General features: G+C 61.2%; 12 protein-coding genes and 1 pseudogene. 8 read left to right on the plus strand and 5 right to left on the minus strand.

Going from position 1 to position 18,377, the window contains the following annotated elements; all coding sequences use genetic code 11:
* The first annotated feature begins 70 nt into the window (after window positions 1-70).
* A complete protein-coding gene (locus NPS29_RS02560) occupies window positions 71-1,468 on the plus strand; it encodes an NAD(P)/FAD-dependent oxidoreductase (RefSeq protein ID WP_274130509.1) in 1,398 nt (465 codons plus the stop codon).
* Between the two features lie 202 nt (window positions 1,469-1,670).
* Window positions 1,671-3,776 (plus strand): TonB-dependent siderophore receptor, encoded by a 2,106-nt coding sequence (locus tag NPS29_RS02565; protein ID WP_274130510.1) that lies wholly within the window; start codon window positions 1,671-1,673, stop codon window positions 3,774-3,776.
* A 79-nt stretch (window positions 3,777-3,855) separates the two neighbouring features.
* Here NPS29_RS02565 and NPS29_RS02570 read toward each other — a convergent pair whose 3' ends face one another.
* From NPS29_RS02570 to NPS29_RS02585, 4 genes are all read right to left on the minus strand, one after another.
* Complete coding sequence (locus NPS29_RS02570) at window positions 3,856-4,596, minus strand: transporter substrate-binding domain-containing protein (RefSeq protein ID WP_274130511.1); 741 nt, start codon at window positions 4,594-4,596, stop codon at window positions 3,856-3,858.
* Window positions 4,597-4,618: 22 nt separating this feature from the next.
* Window positions 4,619-5,704, minus strand: a complete 1,086-nt coding sequence (locus tag NPS29_RS02575; RefSeq protein ID WP_274130512.1) for a lactonase family protein — start codon at window positions 5,702-5,704, stop codon at window positions 4,619-4,621.
* A gap of 85 nt (window positions 5,705-5,789) precedes the next feature.
* Window positions 5,790-6,938 (minus strand): 2-methylaconitate cis-trans isomerase PrpF, encoded by a 1,149-nt coding sequence (gene prpF / locus NPS29_RS02580; protein ID WP_274130513.1) that lies wholly within the window; start codon window positions 6,936-6,938, stop codon window positions 5,790-5,792.
* A gap of 31 nt (window positions 6,939-6,969) precedes the next feature.
* Window positions 6,970-9,576, minus strand: coding sequence for an aconitate hydratase (locus NPS29_RS02585; RefSeq protein WP_274130514.1), 2,607 nt, complete (start codon window positions 9,574-9,576; stop codon window positions 6,970-6,972).
* A gap of 334 nt (window positions 9,577-9,910) precedes the next feature.
* Between NPS29_RS02585 and NPS29_RS02590 the strand changes: the two are divergent.
* The 4 genes and pseudogenes from NPS29_RS02590 to NPS29_RS02605 form a co-directional block, all read left to right on the plus strand.
* Window positions 9,911-11,233: pseudogene (locus tag NPS29_RS02590) on the plus strand (CitMHS family transporter); the annotation flags it as partial.
* Between the two features lie 117 nt (window positions 11,234-11,350).
* Entirely contained in the window at window positions 11,351-12,238 is an 888-nt protein-coding gene (locus tag NPS29_RS02595) for a GntR family transcriptional regulator (protein ID WP_274130516.1), read from the plus strand.
* 261 nt (window positions 12,239-12,499) lie between these two features.
* The gene (locus NPS29_RS02600; protein WP_274130517.1) at window positions 12,500-13,798 is read left to right on the plus strand and encodes an MFS transporter; all 1,299 of its coding nucleotides are present in this window, start codon (window positions 12,500-12,502) and stop codon (window positions 13,796-13,798) included.
* A 356-nt stretch (window positions 13,799-14,154) separates the two neighbouring features.
* On the plus strand, window positions 14,155-15,381 hold the full coding sequence (locus tag NPS29_RS02605) for an MFS transporter (protein ID WP_274130518.1): 1,227 nt from the start codon (window positions 14,155-14,157) through the stop codon (window positions 15,379-15,381).
* Between the two features lie 21 nt (window positions 15,382-15,402).
* Here NPS29_RS02605 and NPS29_RS02610 read toward each other — a convergent pair whose 3' ends face one another.
* Window positions 15,403-16,329 (minus strand): LysR substrate-binding domain-containing protein, encoded by a 927-nt coding sequence (locus NPS29_RS02610; RefSeq protein ID WP_274130519.1) that lies wholly within the window; start codon window positions 16,327-16,329, stop codon window positions 15,403-15,405.
* Between the two features lie 163 nt (window positions 16,330-16,492).
* Here NPS29_RS02610 and NPS29_RS02615 point away from each other — a divergent pair, with 163 nt between their 5' ends.
* Both NPS29_RS02615 and NPS29_RS02620 read left to right on the plus strand, forming a co-directional pair.
* Entirely contained in the window at window positions 16,493-17,371 is an 879-nt protein-coding gene (locus tag NPS29_RS02615; protein WP_425312426.1) for a transketolase, read from the plus strand.
* A 1-nt stretch (window position 17,372) separates the two neighbouring features.
* Entirely contained in the window at window positions 17,373-18,374 is a 1,002-nt protein-coding gene (locus tag NPS29_RS02620) for a transketolase family protein (protein ID WP_274130520.1), read from the plus strand.
* Window positions 18,375-18,377 lie beyond the last annotated feature (3 nt).

Raw genomic sequence — 18,377 nt, forward strand, 5'->3', positions numbered from 1 at the left:
TGGAGTTTTACGCCGCTGTGCTCGCGTTAACCTTGAGTCATCACCGTCCGACGTACCGCCGGAGCTTTCCATGAACGCGCCCAAGTTGCACGCTTCGCTGGCCAATGCCCAACCCAGACCTTACTGGATTGACAGCGTTTCACAACCCCCGCCCTGCCTCGCCATGACCGGCGCTGCGCTTTTCGATCTGGTGGTGGTTGGCGGTGGGTTCACTGGCCTGTGGACTGCCCTGCTGGCTCGTCAGCGCTGGCCGGCGCGCAGTATCGCGGTGATCGAAGCGCGACGTTGCGGCTCCGAAGCCAGCGGGCGCAATGGTGGATTCTGTGCGCCAAGCATTTCCCACGGCGTCGGCAACGCCTTCAAGCGCTGGCCAGCGGAGGCCGAGCGGCTTATTCGTCTTGGCCGGCAGAACCTCGACGAGATGGCCGATGACATCCGTCGCCTGGGCATGCAGGTCGAGTTCGAACGGGAGGGCAAACTCAACCTGGCCAGCCAACCCTGGCAAATCGAAGGGTTGCGCTCGATGCAACGCAACTACGCACGCCTGGGCATCGAATGTGAGTGGCTTGAAGCAGACGCCCTCAGCCAACGCCTCGACTCCCCCGTTTACGGGGCGGGTCTGTTCGAACCCAACTACGCGCTGCTCAACCCGGTCAGGATGGTGACAGAGCTTCGCCGCGTCTGCCTTGAGCAAGGGGTGCTGTTGTTCGAAAACAGCCCTGTGCTTGAATTGCGCCCCGAACACGACGGCCTGTTGATCCGCACCGCAGAGGCCCAGGCTCGCGCGGGTAAAGTGGCACTGGCGACCAACATCGCCCCGCCATTGCTGGGTCAACTGTCTTCAAGCGTGATCCCGGTTTACGACTACGCGCTGGTCACCGAGCCCTTGAGCGATGCGCAACTGCACGCGATTGGCTGGCGGGGGCGCTATGGTATCGCCGACGCCGGCAACCAGTTTCATTACCTGCGCAAGACGGCAGACAACCGGATTCTCTGGGGTGGCTTTGATGCGGTTTACCACTTCGGCGGCCGCCGGGGTGAACACCTGACGCAGCGCCCCGAGAGTTTCAATCGCCTGGCGCTGCAATTTCGCCAGGCCTTCCCGGCCTTGCAGGGCGTCTCGTTCAGCCATGCCTGGGGCGGCATCATCGACACCTCGGCCCGTACCACGCTGTTCACTGGCTGCGAGCACCAGGACCGCGTCGCCTATGCCTTGGGCTTTACCGGCCAGGGCGTATCGGCGAGTCGTTTTGCGGCGCAGAACATGCTCGATTTGCTGTCCGGTGAGCGCACCGAACGCACCGAGCTGGCGATGACCTCCACGCCACCCTTTCGCTTTCCCCCCGAGCCGCTGCGCTACGTCGGCGTGAAGATGGCGCAGCGCTCACTGGCTCGCGAAGACCGCGACGGCCATCGCGACCTGTTGCTCAAGAGCTTCGATGCCTTGGGCATCGGTTTCGATTCCTGACCAATAACCCACTACGGCACCTGTGCTGCACCCACACCGCATCGACCGAACTGAAGCGGCCTGATTGTGTGGGTTCGGATACAAACCTGTACCCACATGACATGTGAAATAAATGTCAAAAGATTGTTAACGACACATCTAGTTATCATTCTCATTTTCATTCAGAATCGCGCAAATCTTTCCTTCTTCAGGTGTTTTGATCGTGAATCTTCGTTTTCCCGCCAGTTTCCTCTTCGCCGGTGCCGTCAGCGTTTTGCCGTTGGCACAAGCCGCCGATGACCTGACGCTTCCCGCAACGGAGATCCAGGACGTTGCCGCTCAGGACGACGCGCAGAGCGTGGGATACGTAGGAAAGCCGGCCACCAGCACCACCAAGATGGGGTTGAGCAACAAGGAAACGCCGCAGGCGATCACCACCATCACCCGCGCGCAGATGAACGATTACAAGACCAACAGCGTCAAGGACGCCCTGCGCTCGGCGCCCTCGGTGACCGTTGAGCAGAGCGAAAGCGACCGCACTGAATTCACTTCCCGCGGCTTTGAAATCAACAGCTTCGAATTCGATGGCATGAACATGCCGTTCACCCAGACCATCCTCAACGGTGACCTGGACATGGCCGAATACGAGCAGATAGACATCCTGCACGGCGCCAACGGTTTGATGAGCGGAACGGGCAACCCGTCGGCCACGGTCAACTTCGTGCGCAAGCGTCCGACCAGGGAGTTCCAGGCGCAGATCGACACCAGCGTCGGCTCGTGGGACAGCCGTCGCATCGATGTCGATGTCTCAGGTCCCCTGACCGAAACCGGCAACGTGCGCGGCCGCTTCATCTACGCCCATGACAAGGGCAACTCGTGGATGGACCGCTACAGCCACGAGAAAAACGTCGCGGCCGGCCTGCTGGCATTCGACCTGTCCGATGCCGATACCCTGACCGTAGGTTTCTCGCAGCACGACAGCGATTCCAACGGCAGCACCTGGGGCAACCTGCCGCTGGTGGACACCAGTAACAACCCAATCCATTACTCAAGCCGCAGCTCCAACGTCGGCCAGCCATGGAGCTACTGGAACATCCATACCCAGCGTGTGTTTGCCGAACTCAAGCATGATTTCGGCAACGGCTGGAATGCCACACTGACCGGCACCGGCATCACCGAATACCAGAACTCCAGCATGCTCTACGTCGCCAGCGTCACCGATGACGATGCGCTGGCGTTCGCGGCGCAGACCTCCGGCCGCTCCCACCAGTTGATCGGCGAGGCGAAAGTCTCCGGCCCGTTCAGCCTCTTCGGGCGTGATCACGAGCTGACCTTCGGCGCCACCTACGGCCGCACGCACCAGAAAGCGCGCGAGTACGATGCCGCCGAGACGGGCTATTACCACACCTCGTTCGCCAGCATCCTGGCGGGCACAGAAACGCCGCCGCAATTCCTCTTTACCAGCGACATCAATACCCAGAACATCGTTGACCGGCAGAAGAGCCTGTTCGCCGGCGCCCGCTTCAGCCTCGCCGACGACCTGCACTGGATCGCCGGCGCACGCATGCTCAGCACCGACGGCAGCGGCGAAAGCTACGGCGTCGACCACGCCCAGCGCGAGCACGGTAAGGTCACGCCGTACACCGGCCTGGTGTATGACCTGAACCAGGACTGGACGCTCTACACCAGCTGGACGCAGATCTACAATCCGCAGTTCGGCACAGTCGGCGTGGACGGCAAGGTGCTCGACCCACTCGAAGGCAAGAGTCTGGAAGCGGGCGTCAAGGGCACCATGTTTGACCAGCGCCTGAACCTCACCGCAGCAGTATTCAAGACCGAGCAGAGCAACGTGGCGTCGTCCGACTTCATTCAGGTCGGCTCGCAATTCCGCTACTTCACCGGCGACTACAAGAGTCACGGCATCGAGCTCGAAGCCTCGGGCGAAGCGCTGCCGGGCCTGGACCTGCTGGCCGGCTACACCTATGTGCACATCGAAAACGACGATGGCGACAAGACCCGCCGCTACGTCCCGACCCACAGCTTCCACGGCATGGCGACCTACCGCCTGCCCGGCATGCCGCAGGCCCGCGTCGGAACCCGCGTCAGTTGGCAGAGCGGTATCCAGAACGACAACATCAGCGTGATCCGCCAGAACGCCTACGCCCTGGTCGATCTGATGGCCAGCTACGACATCGACCGCAACTGGAGCACCGCACTGAACCTCAACAACGTCACCGACCGCAAATACCTGACGTCGCTGTACAGCGGCACGGCGAGCAACTACGGCGCGCCGCGTAACGTCACGGCGTCGGTGACCTGGAAGTACTGATTCGGGCCTTTATCCACGAGCCTCCGTTCTGGGGGCTTGTAGTCTTTTCGGTGGTCACCCGCTTTGAACGTTTGCTGAATCATTCCGAGCCGGGTTGTGCAACCCGCGCATCACGTTCGCCACTGCCGTCCAGGGCGCTGGCGACCAGGCCGCTACGCAGACATCGATTGATGAAACCTTGAACGTAACCGGCGGCCGTCTTCCTGCCTTTTGGAACAGCCATGGCCTGGCGGATTTCGGTGAAGTTGTCGTTCAGCACCCTGACGCCTGATGTTGTTCTGGCGAAGCGTTCCAGCGGCTGGCGAACACCGGCTGCGGCATCCAGGCCAAGGTCCAGAAAGGTGTCAACGGCGCTGGCCGAAGTGGGCGCTCTAACCAGCTCGGCATTGTTCAGCGTACGAGACAGGAACAAATCGTAGGCAGCGCCCTTCCCCACAGCGATTCGGCAACCCAACGCATCCAGAGCCGCGGCGCGGTGGAATGGGCTCTCATTTTTTACCAGGTAGGTGCCGTCAATGCAGACGTAGGGACTTGAAAAGGCGATTTTCTCAGCCCTGACTGGTTCAATAGCGAGGAATGCGAGATCCCAGGCCTGCTTTTCGAGCGCAGCGAAGACTTTGCCGGCGGCATCATACGCCGTCATGCACAGGTCAATGTCGAGCTCATGCGCGAGCGCTGTTGCCAACGCCACCGACACGCCCGAAAGCGCTCCAGTGCTTTCGTCACGCTGTGCCAGCACCGGATTACCGAGATTGATTGCAACCCGCAGCTCTCCAAGCGGAGCGATGTCATTTCGTACGGCAGCAAGATCAAATTCCACAGCGAATCGCTCCTTTGCAATTTCAGGTCTTGAAAATCATGCACACCGGGCTGCCGGTCTCGATGACCTGACCACTGGAAGTGAGCGCACCCGAGTGCGGGTTAACGTTGAAGCTCAGTATGGTGTCGTCCTCTTCGTTGGCGACAAACAGACGCGTGCCGTCTGGGGTCAGGCTCATGAAACGCGGCTTGCGGCCTTGCGACGACGCATGACCCGTGACGGTCAGTGCTCCATCAGCCTTGATCGCGAGGATCGTCACGCTGTCATGGCCGCGGTTCGACACGTAGAGGTATTTCCCGGACGGCGCCATCACTATCGCCGCGGCGCGACTGTCGCCGGTGAATTCCGATGGCAGCGTCGAAACGATCTCCCTGGCCGTGAGCGAACCGTGCTCTGAGTCATAAGCGTAGGCTGTGACGCTGCTGTCGAGTTCGTTCACCACATAGGCGTGTTTGCCCGTTGGTGTGAACACCACATGACGCGGGCCTGAACCTTCCCGAGCCTTGACCATACTGACCTGGCTGACACCGTACTGCGCGTTGTTCTGCTGCACGCGATAGACGAAGACGCTATCCAGACCTTTGTCGGGGATGACCAGGAATCGTCCGGACGGGTCGAACGGAATCATGTGTGGATGGGAGCTGCCTTGCTCCACTTTATGCGGACCTGGCTCTCCGGGCAGCGACTCAAGGTGGGCAAGCTCGCCGAGGCTGCCACCCTCCTGAATCGGCAAGACGGCGAAGCTGCCAGTTGCGTAGTTGGCGACGGCCAGGAACCTGCCCGCAGGATCGACGCTGAGATGAACAGGATTCCTGCCCCGGGTGCCTACCGTATTGAGATGGGTCAACTCACCGGTCTTCCCATCGATGGCGAATGAGCTTACCTCGCTGAGATCACCGTGGACGCAGTACAGATGGGACTGCGAGTGATCGAAGGTCAAGAACGACGGGTTCACCAGATCACTGAGCGTCTGAACCAATGTGCACGCACCCGTTTGCGGTGCATAACGGTACACAGTGATTCCTGCGCCACGGGCGTTTCGCTCCCGGGTCGTGCGTGATCCAACGTAAGCGAAGCGAGGAGTCTGCGAAGATATGTCATGGGTCATTTTGCATTCATCACCGGTTCAAGCAGCATGTGCCGCGGGGTCGATGGGCTCATGCCGGGCGCCCCCAGCATGAGCACAGGCTGAATCAGAGGACTTCAGGAATTAGCACCCAGCCTTCCATCAACCGCCGGGCGCTGCGGCTCATCACGGCCTTGTCCACCGTCCAGGCGCCATCTTCCAGCACAGTTTTTGCGCCTACGGCGACGCTGCCTGCGGTATGCCCCATCCGAACCTGACGCTCCCCGATATCGCCAACGATACGGTTCACCAGCGTCCCATTCAGCGCGGCCGCAACGGCAACCGCGACTGCTCCGGTGCCGGTAATTGCGTGGTGCAGCTTGCCCATCGACAATATGCGGGCGATGACGTCGATGTCGCCCGGCTCAACGAACTTGCCGCCCGCAGCCTGATAGGCCTGAGGCCTGGCCACAAAGCACAGCTTGGGCGTGTGAGGGCGCAGGCGCGTTGCCTCGTCGGCACTGGCGGCCAGACCCATGGCAACGGTGCAGTGTGCGCGGATCGTTTCGCAGCGGGCGAGCAGTTCAGAGTCGCCGTTGACTTGCTCCTGGGTTTCAGTGCCCTTGAGCCCTACCCTTTCTGCGTCAATGAAGATGGTAGGGTTGCCAGCGTTCAACAAGGTGACGGGCATATTGCCAACGCCCGGAATGTCCAGTTCGTCAATGGCGTTGCCGGTCGGCAGGATGCTGCCGTCCGAGCCGCCAGGCTTGAGAAACTCCAGCACGACTTCCGCAGCGGGGAACGCCACGCCGTCGAGCACGAAGTCACCTTCCTCCTGCACCTCGCCGTTGCGCATCGGTATGTGGGCAATGATGCGCTTCTGGATATTGGCCTGCCAGATCCGCACGACGGCGATGCCATCGCGAGGCGCATCTACCAGACATTCAGAGATGGCGTATGGGCCGACTGCCGAGCTCAGATTGCCACAGTTGCCCGACCAGTCGATCACTGGGGTCTCGATGGCCGGAGCCCCGAACAGGTAATCAACGTCGCAATCTTCACGGCTCGATTTGCCGATAACCACGACCTTGCTGGTACTGGAGGTCGCACCGCCCATTCCGTCGATCTGCTTGCCGTAGACATCCGGGCTGCCGATCACCCGGAGCAGGATGGCATCACGCTCCTGGCCTGCAGGCGGCAGATCCTTGTCGAGAAAGAACACGCCCTTGCTGGAGCCGCCACGCATGTACACGGCTGGAATACGTCTTTGAGTCATTTGTTATCTCCTGTGACAAATCAGCGCCGCGTCAGTGGGCGGATGCGTTCTTCATGCTTTCGATCAGCAACTGCGGCAACAGACCACCGCTGCGGAAGTAGCGAACATCCTCGAAGGTATCCAGACGACTCACGACAGTGACGCGCTCGGTTTCGCCGTTTTCGCGCTCGATGACCAGAGTGACCTTGGCGCCTGGCTGGAAGTCATCGGTGATGCCTTCCACGCTGAAGGTTTCGCGCCCATTCAGACCCAGGCTTTGACGCGAAACACCCTGCTCGAACTGCAGCGGGAGAATGCCGAGACCCGCCAGGTTGGTACGGTGGATACGCTCGAAGCTCTCAGCCACTACCACGCGCACACCCAGCAGGCGTGGGCCTTTGGCTGCCCAGTCGCGGGAGGAGCCGCTGCCGTACTCTTTGCCGGCGACAACGATCAGGGACTGTTTGCGATCCGCGTAGATTTCGGCAGCCTGGAAGATCGTGGTGACTTCTTTCTCCGGCAGCAGCAGCGTCCAAGGGCCTTCGCGACCGTCTTCGAGGAGCTCGTTCTTCAGGCGAGGGCTGGCAAACGTGGCGCGCTGCGCTGCCTCGTGGTTGCCACGACGTGTGCCGTAGGAATTGAAGTCAGGCGCGGCGATGCCGTGGGATTGCAAATACTGCCCCGCATCACTTTCGGGGAGAATCGCACCCGATGGAGAAATGTGGTCGGTGGTGATGTTGTCCGACAGCATGGCGAGAACGCGCATGTTGCTCAGGTCTTTGCGCGTATTGGTGGCCGTTGCCGCATCGCTCCAGTAAGGAGGTTTGCGGATATAGGTGCTGTTCGCTTGCCATGGGTACTGGTCGCTGACGCCAGCGCGCAGGTCGCTGGCAATCAGGCCGGCTTCGCGAGGGACGTCTTCATACGCCTTGTCGAACAGGTCGGCGGTCAGGTTGTCCGCCTCGATTCGAGTCAGTTCTTCATCACTTGGCCACAGCTCGTGCAGGTAGACAGGTACGCCGTTGTCGTCCAGACCCAGCGCATCTTTTTCCGGATCGATCCGGTAGGTACCGGCGATGGCGTAAGCCACGATCAGCGGCGGCGACATGATGAATACTTCGCGAGCCAACGGGTGAACACGGCCTTCGAAGTTACGATTACCGGACGTCGCCGCCACGGTTTCCAGCTTGCGGGTGCGGATCTCTTCTTCGATCTCAGGGCTGAGCAGCGGGCCCGACATACCGTTACAGGTGGTGCAGCCATAGCCGACCAGGTTGAAACCTAATGCGTCGAGATCTTCGTTGAGCCCGGAACGCTCAAGGTAATCAGAAACAACCATCGAGCCCGGTGCAAAGGACGTCTTGACCCAAGGGGCACGCTTCAAGCCACGCTTGCGTGCGTTTCGAGCAACCAGGCCGGCAGCGATCACACCGCGCGGATTGGAAGTGTTGGTGCAGCTAGTGATAGCGGCGAGCACAACCGAGCCGTTGTCCAAGCCAACTGGTAGGTTGGTCGCCGGAGCTTTTTGACCCAATACGATCCGCTGATGTGGCTGCTTCGGCCCCGCAATCGAACGTGCCACAGAGCTGAGATTCAGCGTTACCACGCGGTTGTACTCAGCAGCACCAAGGCTGTCATGCCACAAGCCCTGGGCGCGGGCATAGGCTTCAGTCAGGCCGGATATCTGGCCGCCACGCCCGGTCATGCGCAGATAATGCAGGGTGCGATCGTCAATCGCGAACATCGCGGCAGTCGCGCCGAACTCAGGCGCCATGTTGGACAGGGTGCCACGGTCAGCCAGGGACAACTGCGCAACACCGGGCCCGAAGAACTCCAGAAACGCGCCGATCACACCTGCCTTGCGCAGCAGCTCGGTCAGCGCCAGTGCGATGTCGGTTGCCAGATAGCCCTGAGGCAACGTGCCTTCCAGGCGCACACCCACGATCTCGGGCAGGCGCAGCATCAGGGATTTACCCAGCATCGCAGCCTCCGCCTCGATACCTCCCACCCCCCAACCCAGCACCCCAATGGCGTTGATCATGGTGGTGTGGCTGTCAGTGCCGACCAGCGTATCGGGGAACGCCCACAACTTGCCATCACGGCGCTGAGTACCTACCACAGTGGTCAGGCGTTCCAGGTTGATCTGGTGAAGGATGCCTTTGCCCGACGGAATGATCGACAGGTTGCTGAACGCCTTGTTGCACCAGTCGAGAAACTGGAAACGTTCAGCGTTGCGTTCGCGCTCGATGGCTTCGTTATCGGCCAGGGCACTGGCATCGCCCCAACGCTCCACGTTGAGCGAGTGATCCACTACCAGATGAGTCGGGGTGACCGGGTTGACCAGCCGTGGGTTGCCACCTTTCTCGGCAACTGCGTCACGCAGCCCCGCGAGATCGACCAGCGCTGGCGTACCGAGCAGGTCCTGCAGGACCACACGGGCCGGGCGGAAAGGAATGTCGAACGCGCTGGATCGGGCGCAGATGACCTTCAGCGCGGCTTCAGGGTCCGCCTCTCCACGCAAGACGTTCTCGGCGAGGATGCGCAAGCTGTAGGGCAGCTTTGCGTAATCACCGCCCAGGTCAGTCACGACCCCGCGGATGTCGCTGACACGGTACTCGATTCCGTTAGCGGAAACGGTTTGACCCTTTGACTCAGGCATTGGCTAATCCTCACAGGCTGTACAAGCAATGTTTTTGTGAGGCGGATATTGCACTTTGTAATGATATAGGTCAATGTTGATTCATCCGGTTCACTCAGCCACTGAGATCGGACGTACCTGAACGATGGGTCGCGACATGCACCGCCAATGCATCCGACAGGTACTGGAACAACAATAAACATAAGAAAATTGAGGCCCTCCATGACCCAGCTCCCGCGCTCCAACTCCGTTCGTCCTCCCATTCGCACCGAGCCTGTCTCGTCCTGAATCACGCCGGCTGCCTTGCAGACCGTCTGGCTGAAAGGCGCCCTACCTATTCACGAAAAAAGGGAGTTCGACCGTGCTGACAATCCTCGGCTTTTCGATGGTCATCTGTTTCATGTACCTGATCATGACCAAGCGCCTCTCGGCGTTGATTGCTCTGATCCTGATCCCCATCCTGTTCGCCCTGATTGGCGGGCACTACGCCGGCCTGGGCGCGATGATGCTCGACGGCGTGAAAACGCTGGCCCCAACTGGGGTCATGCTGACCTTCTCGATCCTGTACTTCGGGATCATGATTGACGCAGGGCTGTTCGACGGCCTGGTGCGCTTCATCTTGAAGCTGGTGAAGGGCGACCCTCTAAAGGTGTTGGTCGGTACCGCCGTGCTGACCATGCTGGTGTCCCTGGACGGCGACAGCTCCACCACCTACATGATCGCGTGCGCGGCGTTCCTGCCGCTTTACCAGCGTCTGGGCATGAGCGTTCTGGGCATGACATGCCTGGTCAACATCGCCAGCGGGATCATGAACATCTCGCCATGGGGTGGTCCCACCGCCCGTGCAGCTGCGGCGCTGCATGTCGATGCGATGGACATCTTCGTGCCGATGATTCCGGGGATGCTGATCGGCGCCGCCTGCCTGGTGTTCACCGCCGCGATCCTGGGACGCAAGGAGCGCGCTCGTCTGGGCATCATCCATCTCGATGATGTTCACAACGGCCCCATGGCGCTGGGCAACGGCTCTGCCGAGGATTGCGACGGGAATCGCCGGCCACAGAGGTTCTGGCCAAACCTGATTCTGACCCTGACCCTGATCACCTGCCTGATCCTGGGCACCATGCCGATCCAGATACTGTTCATGGTCGGTTTCGCCCTGGCCATCATGCTCAACTACCCGAAGATCGAAGACCAGAAGGCGCGGATTGCAGCCCACGCGGCCAACGTCCTGGCGGTCACTGCCGTGATTTTCGCGGCCGGCATCTTCACCGGGATCCTGTCGGGCACCGGTATGGTGGACTCCATGGCCAAGAGCCTGCTGTACGTGATCCCGCCAAGCTTCGGGCCGTTCCTGGCGTTATTTACCGCGATCGTCAGCCTGCCTTTCACTTTCTTCATGTCCAACGATGCCTTCTACTTCGGGATCCTGCCGGTCATTGCACAAACCGCTGCGCAGTACGGTATTACGCCGCTGGAGATTGCACGTGCGTCAGTGGTGGGCCAGCCTGTTCATCTGTTGAGCCCTCTGGTGCCCTCGCTGTACCTGCTGGTTGCGCTGGCCAAGGTCGATCTGGGAGACCACCAGCGCTTCGCCCTCAAATGGGCCATTCTGGCGAGCTTTGGCTTGCTGCTCGGCGGTCTGCTGTTTGGCGCATTCCCGTTGTATCAGGTGCGCTGAGGCGCCGGCGGTGCGCGAGAAGAAAGCGGCAAAGACCGGAAATGGTCTCTGCCGTTGCATGGCATGACGCGCTAGAATGGCAGCCCTCTGGTTCAGCTCTTTCCGGTTCCCGATCCAATGCCTCTAAGCCCTCTGCAAGCACGCATTGCGCGTGACATCGTCTCTCACGTGCGTCGTGAACGCTTCGCCGTCGGCCATCACCTGGTAGAGTCACAACTGGCCGCGGCGCTCAATGTGTCGCGCACGCCGGTCAAGTTCGCCATGGGGCATCTGGTCGAGAAAGGCATGCTGACCTATGACCGCAACCGTGGCTTCTTCCTGGCTCGCGCCAGCGATGACCTGGGCGATCTGGTATCGGAAGTGATGGAGAAATCCGACGACCCGCTGTACCTCAAGTTCGCCGAACTGCGCCTGAGCAGGCAGCTCCCAGAGCTGTTTACCGAGATCGAGTTCATGCGCCAGTTCGATGTTTCCAGGGCAGCCCTGCGCGCCGTGCTCTCGCGGATCCAGCAGGAAGGCTGGGTTGAGCAGCGTGCAGGTCAAGGCTGGCGACTGTTGCCCATGATCGATTCGGTCGAGGCCTACGAAGAAAGCTATTCCTTTCGTGCCACTATCGAGCCGTCGGGGATTCTGTCACCCAGCTTCCAGATCGACCGCGAAACCCTGGCAGCTTGCCGTCGGCAGCAAGAGTTCATCGCCAACGGCGGTTATCTGACCATGACGCCTCAGGAGCTTTTCGAGGCCAACTCTCAATTCCATGAGACCTTGGCCGCTTGTTCCGGAAACCGTTTCCTGCAGCAGACCGTCCGCCGTCTTGACCAACTGCGACGCCTTGTCGAGTACCGCCAAGCCAGCTCACGTACCCCTCGTAAAGGACAAGCCGAAGAGCACCTCGCGATTCTTGATTGCCTGGAACGAGGCGACCGACTGGCCGCTGCAGACCAGATGCGACGCCATCTGGAACAGGCAAGACGCCACAAGGTCGACCCCGCTCTATTCGAATAATCCCTGCCCCACTTCTTCTATAGCTGTCACGCGATCTGTCCAGGTCGCGTGCGCTTCCTCCTGGCCGCCGATCTACAACTGATGCCTCAAGTTGGTCGTCGGCTTTATCTGCCTTTCACAAAACACAGATTGACTTATATCGTTACAAAGTTCATTTTTGCATTCGCCACAAGAAACGAGCCACCGCATGCGTGTCCGCCTGAACACCCCATGCCTGAAGCCCGGTTACGCACACACCACAATCACAATAATGGTGAATACATGTCATACCGTAGAGGCTGGATAGCCGTCTTCCTGTTCTCCCTGGCCATGATCAACTACATGGATCGCATCGCGCTTTCCATTGCGGCCAAACCCATCGCTGAAGAGTTTCACCTCACATCCGTGGGGATGGGCTACCTGTTCTCTTCCTTTATCTGGAGCTATGCGCTCTTTCTGATTCCGGTCGGCCTGCTGATCGACAAGTACGGGGTCAAACGCGTCGGCGGCCTGGGCATCTTTATCTGGTCCCTGGCGACCGCCCTCACCGGTGCTGCCTCAAGCTTCGCCAGCCTGCTGACCGCGCGCCTGGTCATGGGTGCGGGGGAATCGGTCAGCAACCCGGTGGGCGCCAAGGTCATACGTGAATGGATTCCCGGCACAGAGCGCGGCACCATCACGGCCATCTTCAACAGCGGCTCCTACGCAGGCCCTGCCATCTGCTCGGTGGTTCTGGCTGCACTGGTTGCCGCGTTTGGCTGGCGCATGTCCTTCGTGATCGCCGGCGCTATCGGCTTCGTCTGGCTGGTGGCCTGGTATTTTTTCTACGACAAGCCTGAGCAGGTTAAATGGCTCGCCCAGGGCGAGCGCGAACATATCGTCGCCACACGCGCTACCAGCACCGCCGGTAACGCCACCAATGCCGCTTATGGCCTCAAAAAGCTGCTGAAGACGCCAACCCTCTGGGGCCTGGCCATCGCTCAGGGCTGCAACGTCTACACCCAGTATCTTTTCCTGACCTGGCTGCCTAGCTACCTGCAGGAAGTGCGGCACCTGACCATCGCCAAGAGCGGCCTGTTCACAGCCATTCCCTATGCTGCCGCCGTAGTGTTGTGCATCGTGATCGGCAAGCTCAGTGACCAGTACCTGAAAAACGGCAGCGGCGCTGCGTCGGGCAAACGTCGCAACGTCATCGCGCTGACCATGCTGGTTGCAAGCTGCATCCTGCTGATCCCGTTCGCAGACGACATTGCCATGCTGGTGCTGATTTTTTCTCTGACCCTGGCAGGCATCGCCTCGACCACCTCACTCAACTTCTCGTTGCTCAACGACCTGCTGCCAAGCTCGGGGGACGTGGGTCGCGCCATGGCGTTCGTCGTGGTGGGCGGGAATGTCTTCGGCATGCTCGCGCCGATCGTGACGGGGTACGTCATCACGGCCACTGGAAGCTACAACTGGGCATTCGCCATCGCAGGCGCATTGTTGGTGACCGGGGCTATCGTGATTCTGAGCATGACCAGGAAACCGATGATCCCCATCGCGCCGGCGGCTGAAAGCAGCATGGTCGCCCGCACGGCCTGAGTCCTTCGAGCTCTCGCTGCGGGCGTCTTCAAGAGCCCCGACGCCGGCAAGCCGGACTGCTACGGATATCTGCGGGGTGTAGGTCTGACCTCAACCCTTCAGGAGCACGCCTGCCTACGACGGCGTACATGAAATCGCCCCGCCGGCAAGCCGTGCTGCTACGGGACGGAGGTGGGCCCTGCTTACCCCCGGCGTCCAGGCGACCGCTCTATTCAGCACCTCTTATCATTTCTACTGATATTTACTATCGAACCGCTCGCCTGCGGACTCGCCGAAACCGGCTCCTATAATCGCCTGCCAATCCCCCGCTCCCCTCGCCTGCCTTCAGGCGACATCTCTCCTTGGAACCCAGTCTTATGCCAAGCGCCCGTCACGCCCCGCACACGCCTCCCGAACACAACCAACAGAGCGTCAAACAGCAATGGCTGGCGATTCTCTCCGTCGCCGTGGGTGCCTTTGCCCTGGTCACCAGCGAGTTTCTGCCGGTCGGCGTACTCAATGATGTCGCCAGCGACCTGGGCATCAGCGCAGGTCACGCCGGCCTGATGGTGACCCTGCCCGGCATCATGGCCGCGCTGGCCGCGCCGTTGCTCTCAGTGGGTATCGGCGCCATGGACCGTCGCTATCTGCTGATCGGCCTGACGCTGATCATGATCATCGCCAACGCGGTCGTGGCCTATGCCAGCGACTTCAACCTGTTGCTGTTCGGCCGCATCCTGCTGGGCATCAGCATCGGCGGCTTCTGGGCCACGGCCATCGCCCTCAGCGGTCGGCTGGCGCCCAAGGGTGTGGGTGTCGCCCAGGCCACCTCGATCATCATGATCGGCGTGACGCTGGCCACCGTGCTGGGCGTGCCCGTGGGCACCTGGCTCAGCGGCCTGATGGGCTGGCGCATGACGTTCCTGGTCACCGCGCTGGTGGGCGTGCCGGTGCTGCTGGCGCAGATTTTCCTGCTGCCGCGGCTGGATCCGGACAAGGCCATTCGCTTCAGTGACCTGCCTGCGCTGTTCATCAACCCGCAGGCCCGGGTCGGCCTGATCGCGGTATTGCTCATCGGCCTGGCGCACTTTGCCGCGTACACCTACGTCGCTCCGTTCTTCAAGCACAGCTCAGGCTTCGATGGGCCAACGATCGGCTCGCTGCTTCTGCTGTACGGCGTGGCCGGGGTCGCGGGCAACATCTTCGCCGGTTTCGCCGCCAACCGCAGCGTGCGCCATACCCTGCTGCTGGTGGCGCTGATGATCGGCGTCAGCACCGCCCTGTTCCCCTACTTCGCCACCGGCATGACCGGCGCTGCCATGCTCATCGCACTCTGGGGCTTCGCCTTCGGCGCCTTCCCGGCCTGCGCCAGCATCTGGATGTTCGTCGTAGCACCCAAGGATGTCGAACGCGGCATGCCCCTGTTCGTCGCCCTGTTCCAGGTCATCATCGCCCTGGGCTCCTTCTTCGGCGGGCAGATCGTCGACCAGCTCGGCACCTCGGTGCTGATGAGCCTCGCGACCGCCTTGGTGGGCTGTGGGTTTGTGACGGTGCTGGTGCTGGGGCGCAATGTGAGTAATAGCCTGGCGGCGCAGCCGGGTTGAGACGCTTGCCTGCGGTGCGGTTCACCCCTGAACCGCCACCGCAGGCCGCACACCCAGTTCGTCGAGCAGCCACTTCTTGAACACCTCCGCCGCTTCATGCCTCGTCCGCCGTTTCGGGTAGACGAGGTAGTGGCCGATGTACTGAATGTCGTGGGTCACGGCCCGCAGCGGCGCGACCAGGGTGCCGTTTTCCAGTTCGCTCTGGGCCAGCAGGGTCGATTCCAGTACCACGCCCATGCCATTGGTGGCGGCAGAAATGGCCATGATGCTGCGGTCGAAGCGCAGGGCGTAGTGATGGGGCGACATCAGGTGGTTGGCCTCGAACCAGCCTTTCCATTGCAGCATCTGCACGTCGCACTGGATCAGCCGGTGCTCGTATAAATCCTGTGGCGTGCGAATGCTTTTCGCCAACTCCGGACTGCACAGCGGGGTCAGGTGCTCCACGGCCAGGGGCACTTTTTCGTTGAGGGCTGAGCGCGGTTCGCCGTAGACGATGTCCAGGTCGAAGTCATCGTTTTCGAACTGCGCGTAGTCGGTGCTGGCGGAAAAGCGCAGGTCGATGGCCGGGTAGGCCTGAACGAATCGGTGCAGCCGCGGCATCAGCCATTGCATGCCGAAACTGGGCGCGGTGTGCAGGCGCAACGGCGGCGGTTCGTCGGTCTTGGCGAGGACGAAACCGCGCTGCATTTCCTCCAGCCCACGCTGCACATGCTCCATCAGCAGGCGGCCTTTGGCCGTGAGGTTGATCTCGCGGGTGGTGCGTTCGAACAACTGAATGTCGATGGATTCTTCCAGCTTGCGGATCGAGTGGCTGACCGCGCTGGAGGAAATCCCCAGCTCCTGCGCGGCCTGAATGAACGAGCCAGAGCGGCCCGCCGATTCAAACACCCGCAGTGATGAAAGCGGCACCCGGCGAAGCTGCTGGATTAGTGAATTCTGTTCAGTCATTGCTGTAAAAATGTCTTTTGTAAGGGCTTATTTGCCGATGGTAGCTTGATTGAAGGTTGGATGCAGGGCGTTTGATGAATTCAGAACATCAGTCAGCAGTGCAATTCCGATCACCGGTTGCCGGTTGCCTCTCAACAAGAATAAGCAGGACTTACAGATGACGATGATTTCTCAAGGTGCCGAAGTGGCCATGGAGCCGCTCGCACGTGTGGCCCACCACGCCTGGCGCATTCGCCGTTTCGCCCTGCGCATGGGCGAGGTTCAGGGTCAGGGTTACGTCGGCCAGGCGCTGGGTTGGGCCGATGTGCTGGCCACCGCTTACTGCCATGCCATGAAGGTGCGCCCCAACGATCCTCTTTGGGAAGGCCGCGACCGCTTCCTGCTGTCCCACGGGCACTACGCAATCGCCCTCTACGCCGCGCTGATCGAGGCGCAAATCATTCCCGAAAGCGAACTGGAGACCTACGGCTCCGACGACAGCCGCCTGCCGATGTCCGGCATGGCGAGCTACACACCAGGGATGGAAATCTCCGGTGGCTCGCTGGGTCAGGGTCTGCCGATCGGCGTCGGCATGGCGCTGGGCCTGCGCATGAAGGGCAACCCGGCATGGGTGTTCAACTCCATGTCCGATGGCGAGCTGGACGAAGGCTCGACCTGGGAAGCGGCCATGTCTGCGGCGCACCACAAGCTCGGCAACCTGATTGCCCTGGTCGATCTCAATAAACAGCAGGCCGACGGCAACTCCCATGAGGTTCTTGATTTCGAACCCCTGGCCGACAAATGGCAGGCGTTCGGCTGGCATGTGCAGCGTGTCGATGGCAACGACCTGGCGGCGGTCATCGCTGCTTTCGATGAGGCCATTGCGCTCAAGGAAGCCAAGCCTCGCGTGATCCTGTTCGACACCCTGATGGGCAAAGGCGTGGACTTCCTGGAAGTGCGCGAGAAGAACCACTTCATTCGCGTCGAGCCAGATGAATGGCAGGCCGCGATCAAGGTTCTGGATGCCAGCTACCAGTCCCATCTGGAATCGGAGAAACGCTGAGATGGATACGCCAACCATGAACAAACCACGCCTGACCACCTCCGCGATGATCGCCTCCATCGCCAGCGAAGGGCAGCGCACCGAAACCGCCCCGTTCGGCCATGCGCTGGTCGCTGCCGCACAGAAGGATTCGCGCATTGTCGGCATGACCGCCGACCTGTCCAAGTACACCGACCTGCACATCTTTGGCCGCGAATTCCCCGAGCGCCACCTGCAGATGGGCATGGCCGAGCAACTGCTGATGGCCGCTGCGGGCGGCATGGCCAAAGAGGGCCTGATCCCCTTCGCCACCACCTACGCCGTGTTCGCCACCCGCCGCGCCTATGACTTCATCCACCAGGTGATCGCCGAAGAAAACCTCAACGTGAAGATCTGCGCCGCGCTGCCAGGCCTGACCACCGGTTACGGTCCCAGCCACCAGGCCACCGACGACCTGGCGCTGATGCGTGCCGTGCCGGGCCTGACCGTCATCGACCCGTGCGACGCGCTGGACACCGCCCAGGCCGTCATCGCCATCGCCGAATACAACGGCCCGGTGTACATGCGCCTGCTGCGCGGCAAGGTGCCGATGGTGCTGGACCAGTACGACTACACGTTCGAGCTGGGCAAGGCCAAGCTGTTGCGCGATGGCAAGGACGTTTTGATTATCGCAAGCGGCATCATGACCATGCGCGCCCTGGAAGTCGCCGAGCTGTTGGGCGATGGCAGCGCAGACGTCGCGGTGCTTCACGTGCCGACCATCAAGCCGCTGGACGAAGCCACCATCATCGAGCAGTGCCGCCGCAGTGGCCGGCTGGTGGTAGTTGCGGAAAACCACAGCACGGTTGGCGGTTTGAGCGAGGCCGTGGCCCTGACGCTGCTCAAGGCGCGGGTCAGCCCGGCGTTCCAGCAGATCGCCCTGCCCGATGCCTACCTCGACGCCGGCGCCCTGCCGACCTTGCATGATCGCTATGGCATTTCCACTCAGGTCATGGCGGCGAACATCCGTCAGTGGCTGGCATGAGGA

This window comes from Pseudomonas putida (genome assembly GCF_028682175.1).
Lineage (GTDB): Bacteria > Pseudomonadota > Gammaproteobacteria > Pseudomonadales > Pseudomonadaceae > Aquipseudomonas > Aquipseudomonas putida_AD.

Excerpts from the sequence above, each read along its gene's own strand:
- NPS29_RS02560 (WP_274130509.1), top strand. The coding sequence starts at position 71 with ATGAACGCGCCCAAGTTGCACGCTTCGCTGGCCAATGCCCAACCCAGA.
- NPS29_RS02575 (WP_274130512.1), bottom strand. The coding sequence starts at position 5,704 with ATGACCCATGACATATCTTCGCAGACTCCTCGCTTCGCTTACGTTGGA.
- prpF (WP_274130513.1), bottom strand. The coding sequence starts at position 6,938 with ATGACTCAAAGACGTATTCCAGCCGTGTACATGCGTGGCGGCTCCAGC.
- NPS29_RS02585 (WP_274130514.1), bottom strand. The coding sequence starts at position 9,576 with ATGCCTGAGTCAAAGGGTCAAACCGTTTCCGCTAACGGAATCGAGTAC.
- NPS29_RS02595 (WP_274130516.1), top strand. The coding sequence starts at position 11,351 with ATGCCTCTAAGCCCTCTGCAAGCACGCATTGCGCGTGACATCGTCTCT.
- NPS29_RS02600 (WP_274130517.1), top strand. The coding sequence starts at position 12,500 with ATGTCATACCGTAGAGGCTGGATAGCCGTCTTCCTGTTCTCCCTGGCC.
- NPS29_RS02605 (WP_274130518.1), top strand. The coding sequence starts at position 14,155 with ATGCCAAGCGCCCGTCACGCCCCGCACACGCCTCCCGAACACAACCAA.
- NPS29_RS02610 (WP_274130519.1), bottom strand. The coding sequence starts at position 16,329 with ATGACTGAACAGAATTCACTAATCCAGCAGCTTCGCCGGGTGCCGCTT.
- NPS29_RS02615 (WP_425312426.1), top strand. The coding sequence starts at position 16,493 with ATGATTTCTCAAGGTGCCGAAGTGGCCATGGAGCCGCTCGCACGTGTG.
- NPS29_RS02620 (WP_274130520.1), top strand. The coding sequence starts at position 17,373 with ATGGATACGCCAACCATGAACAAACCACGCCTGACCACCTCCGCGATG.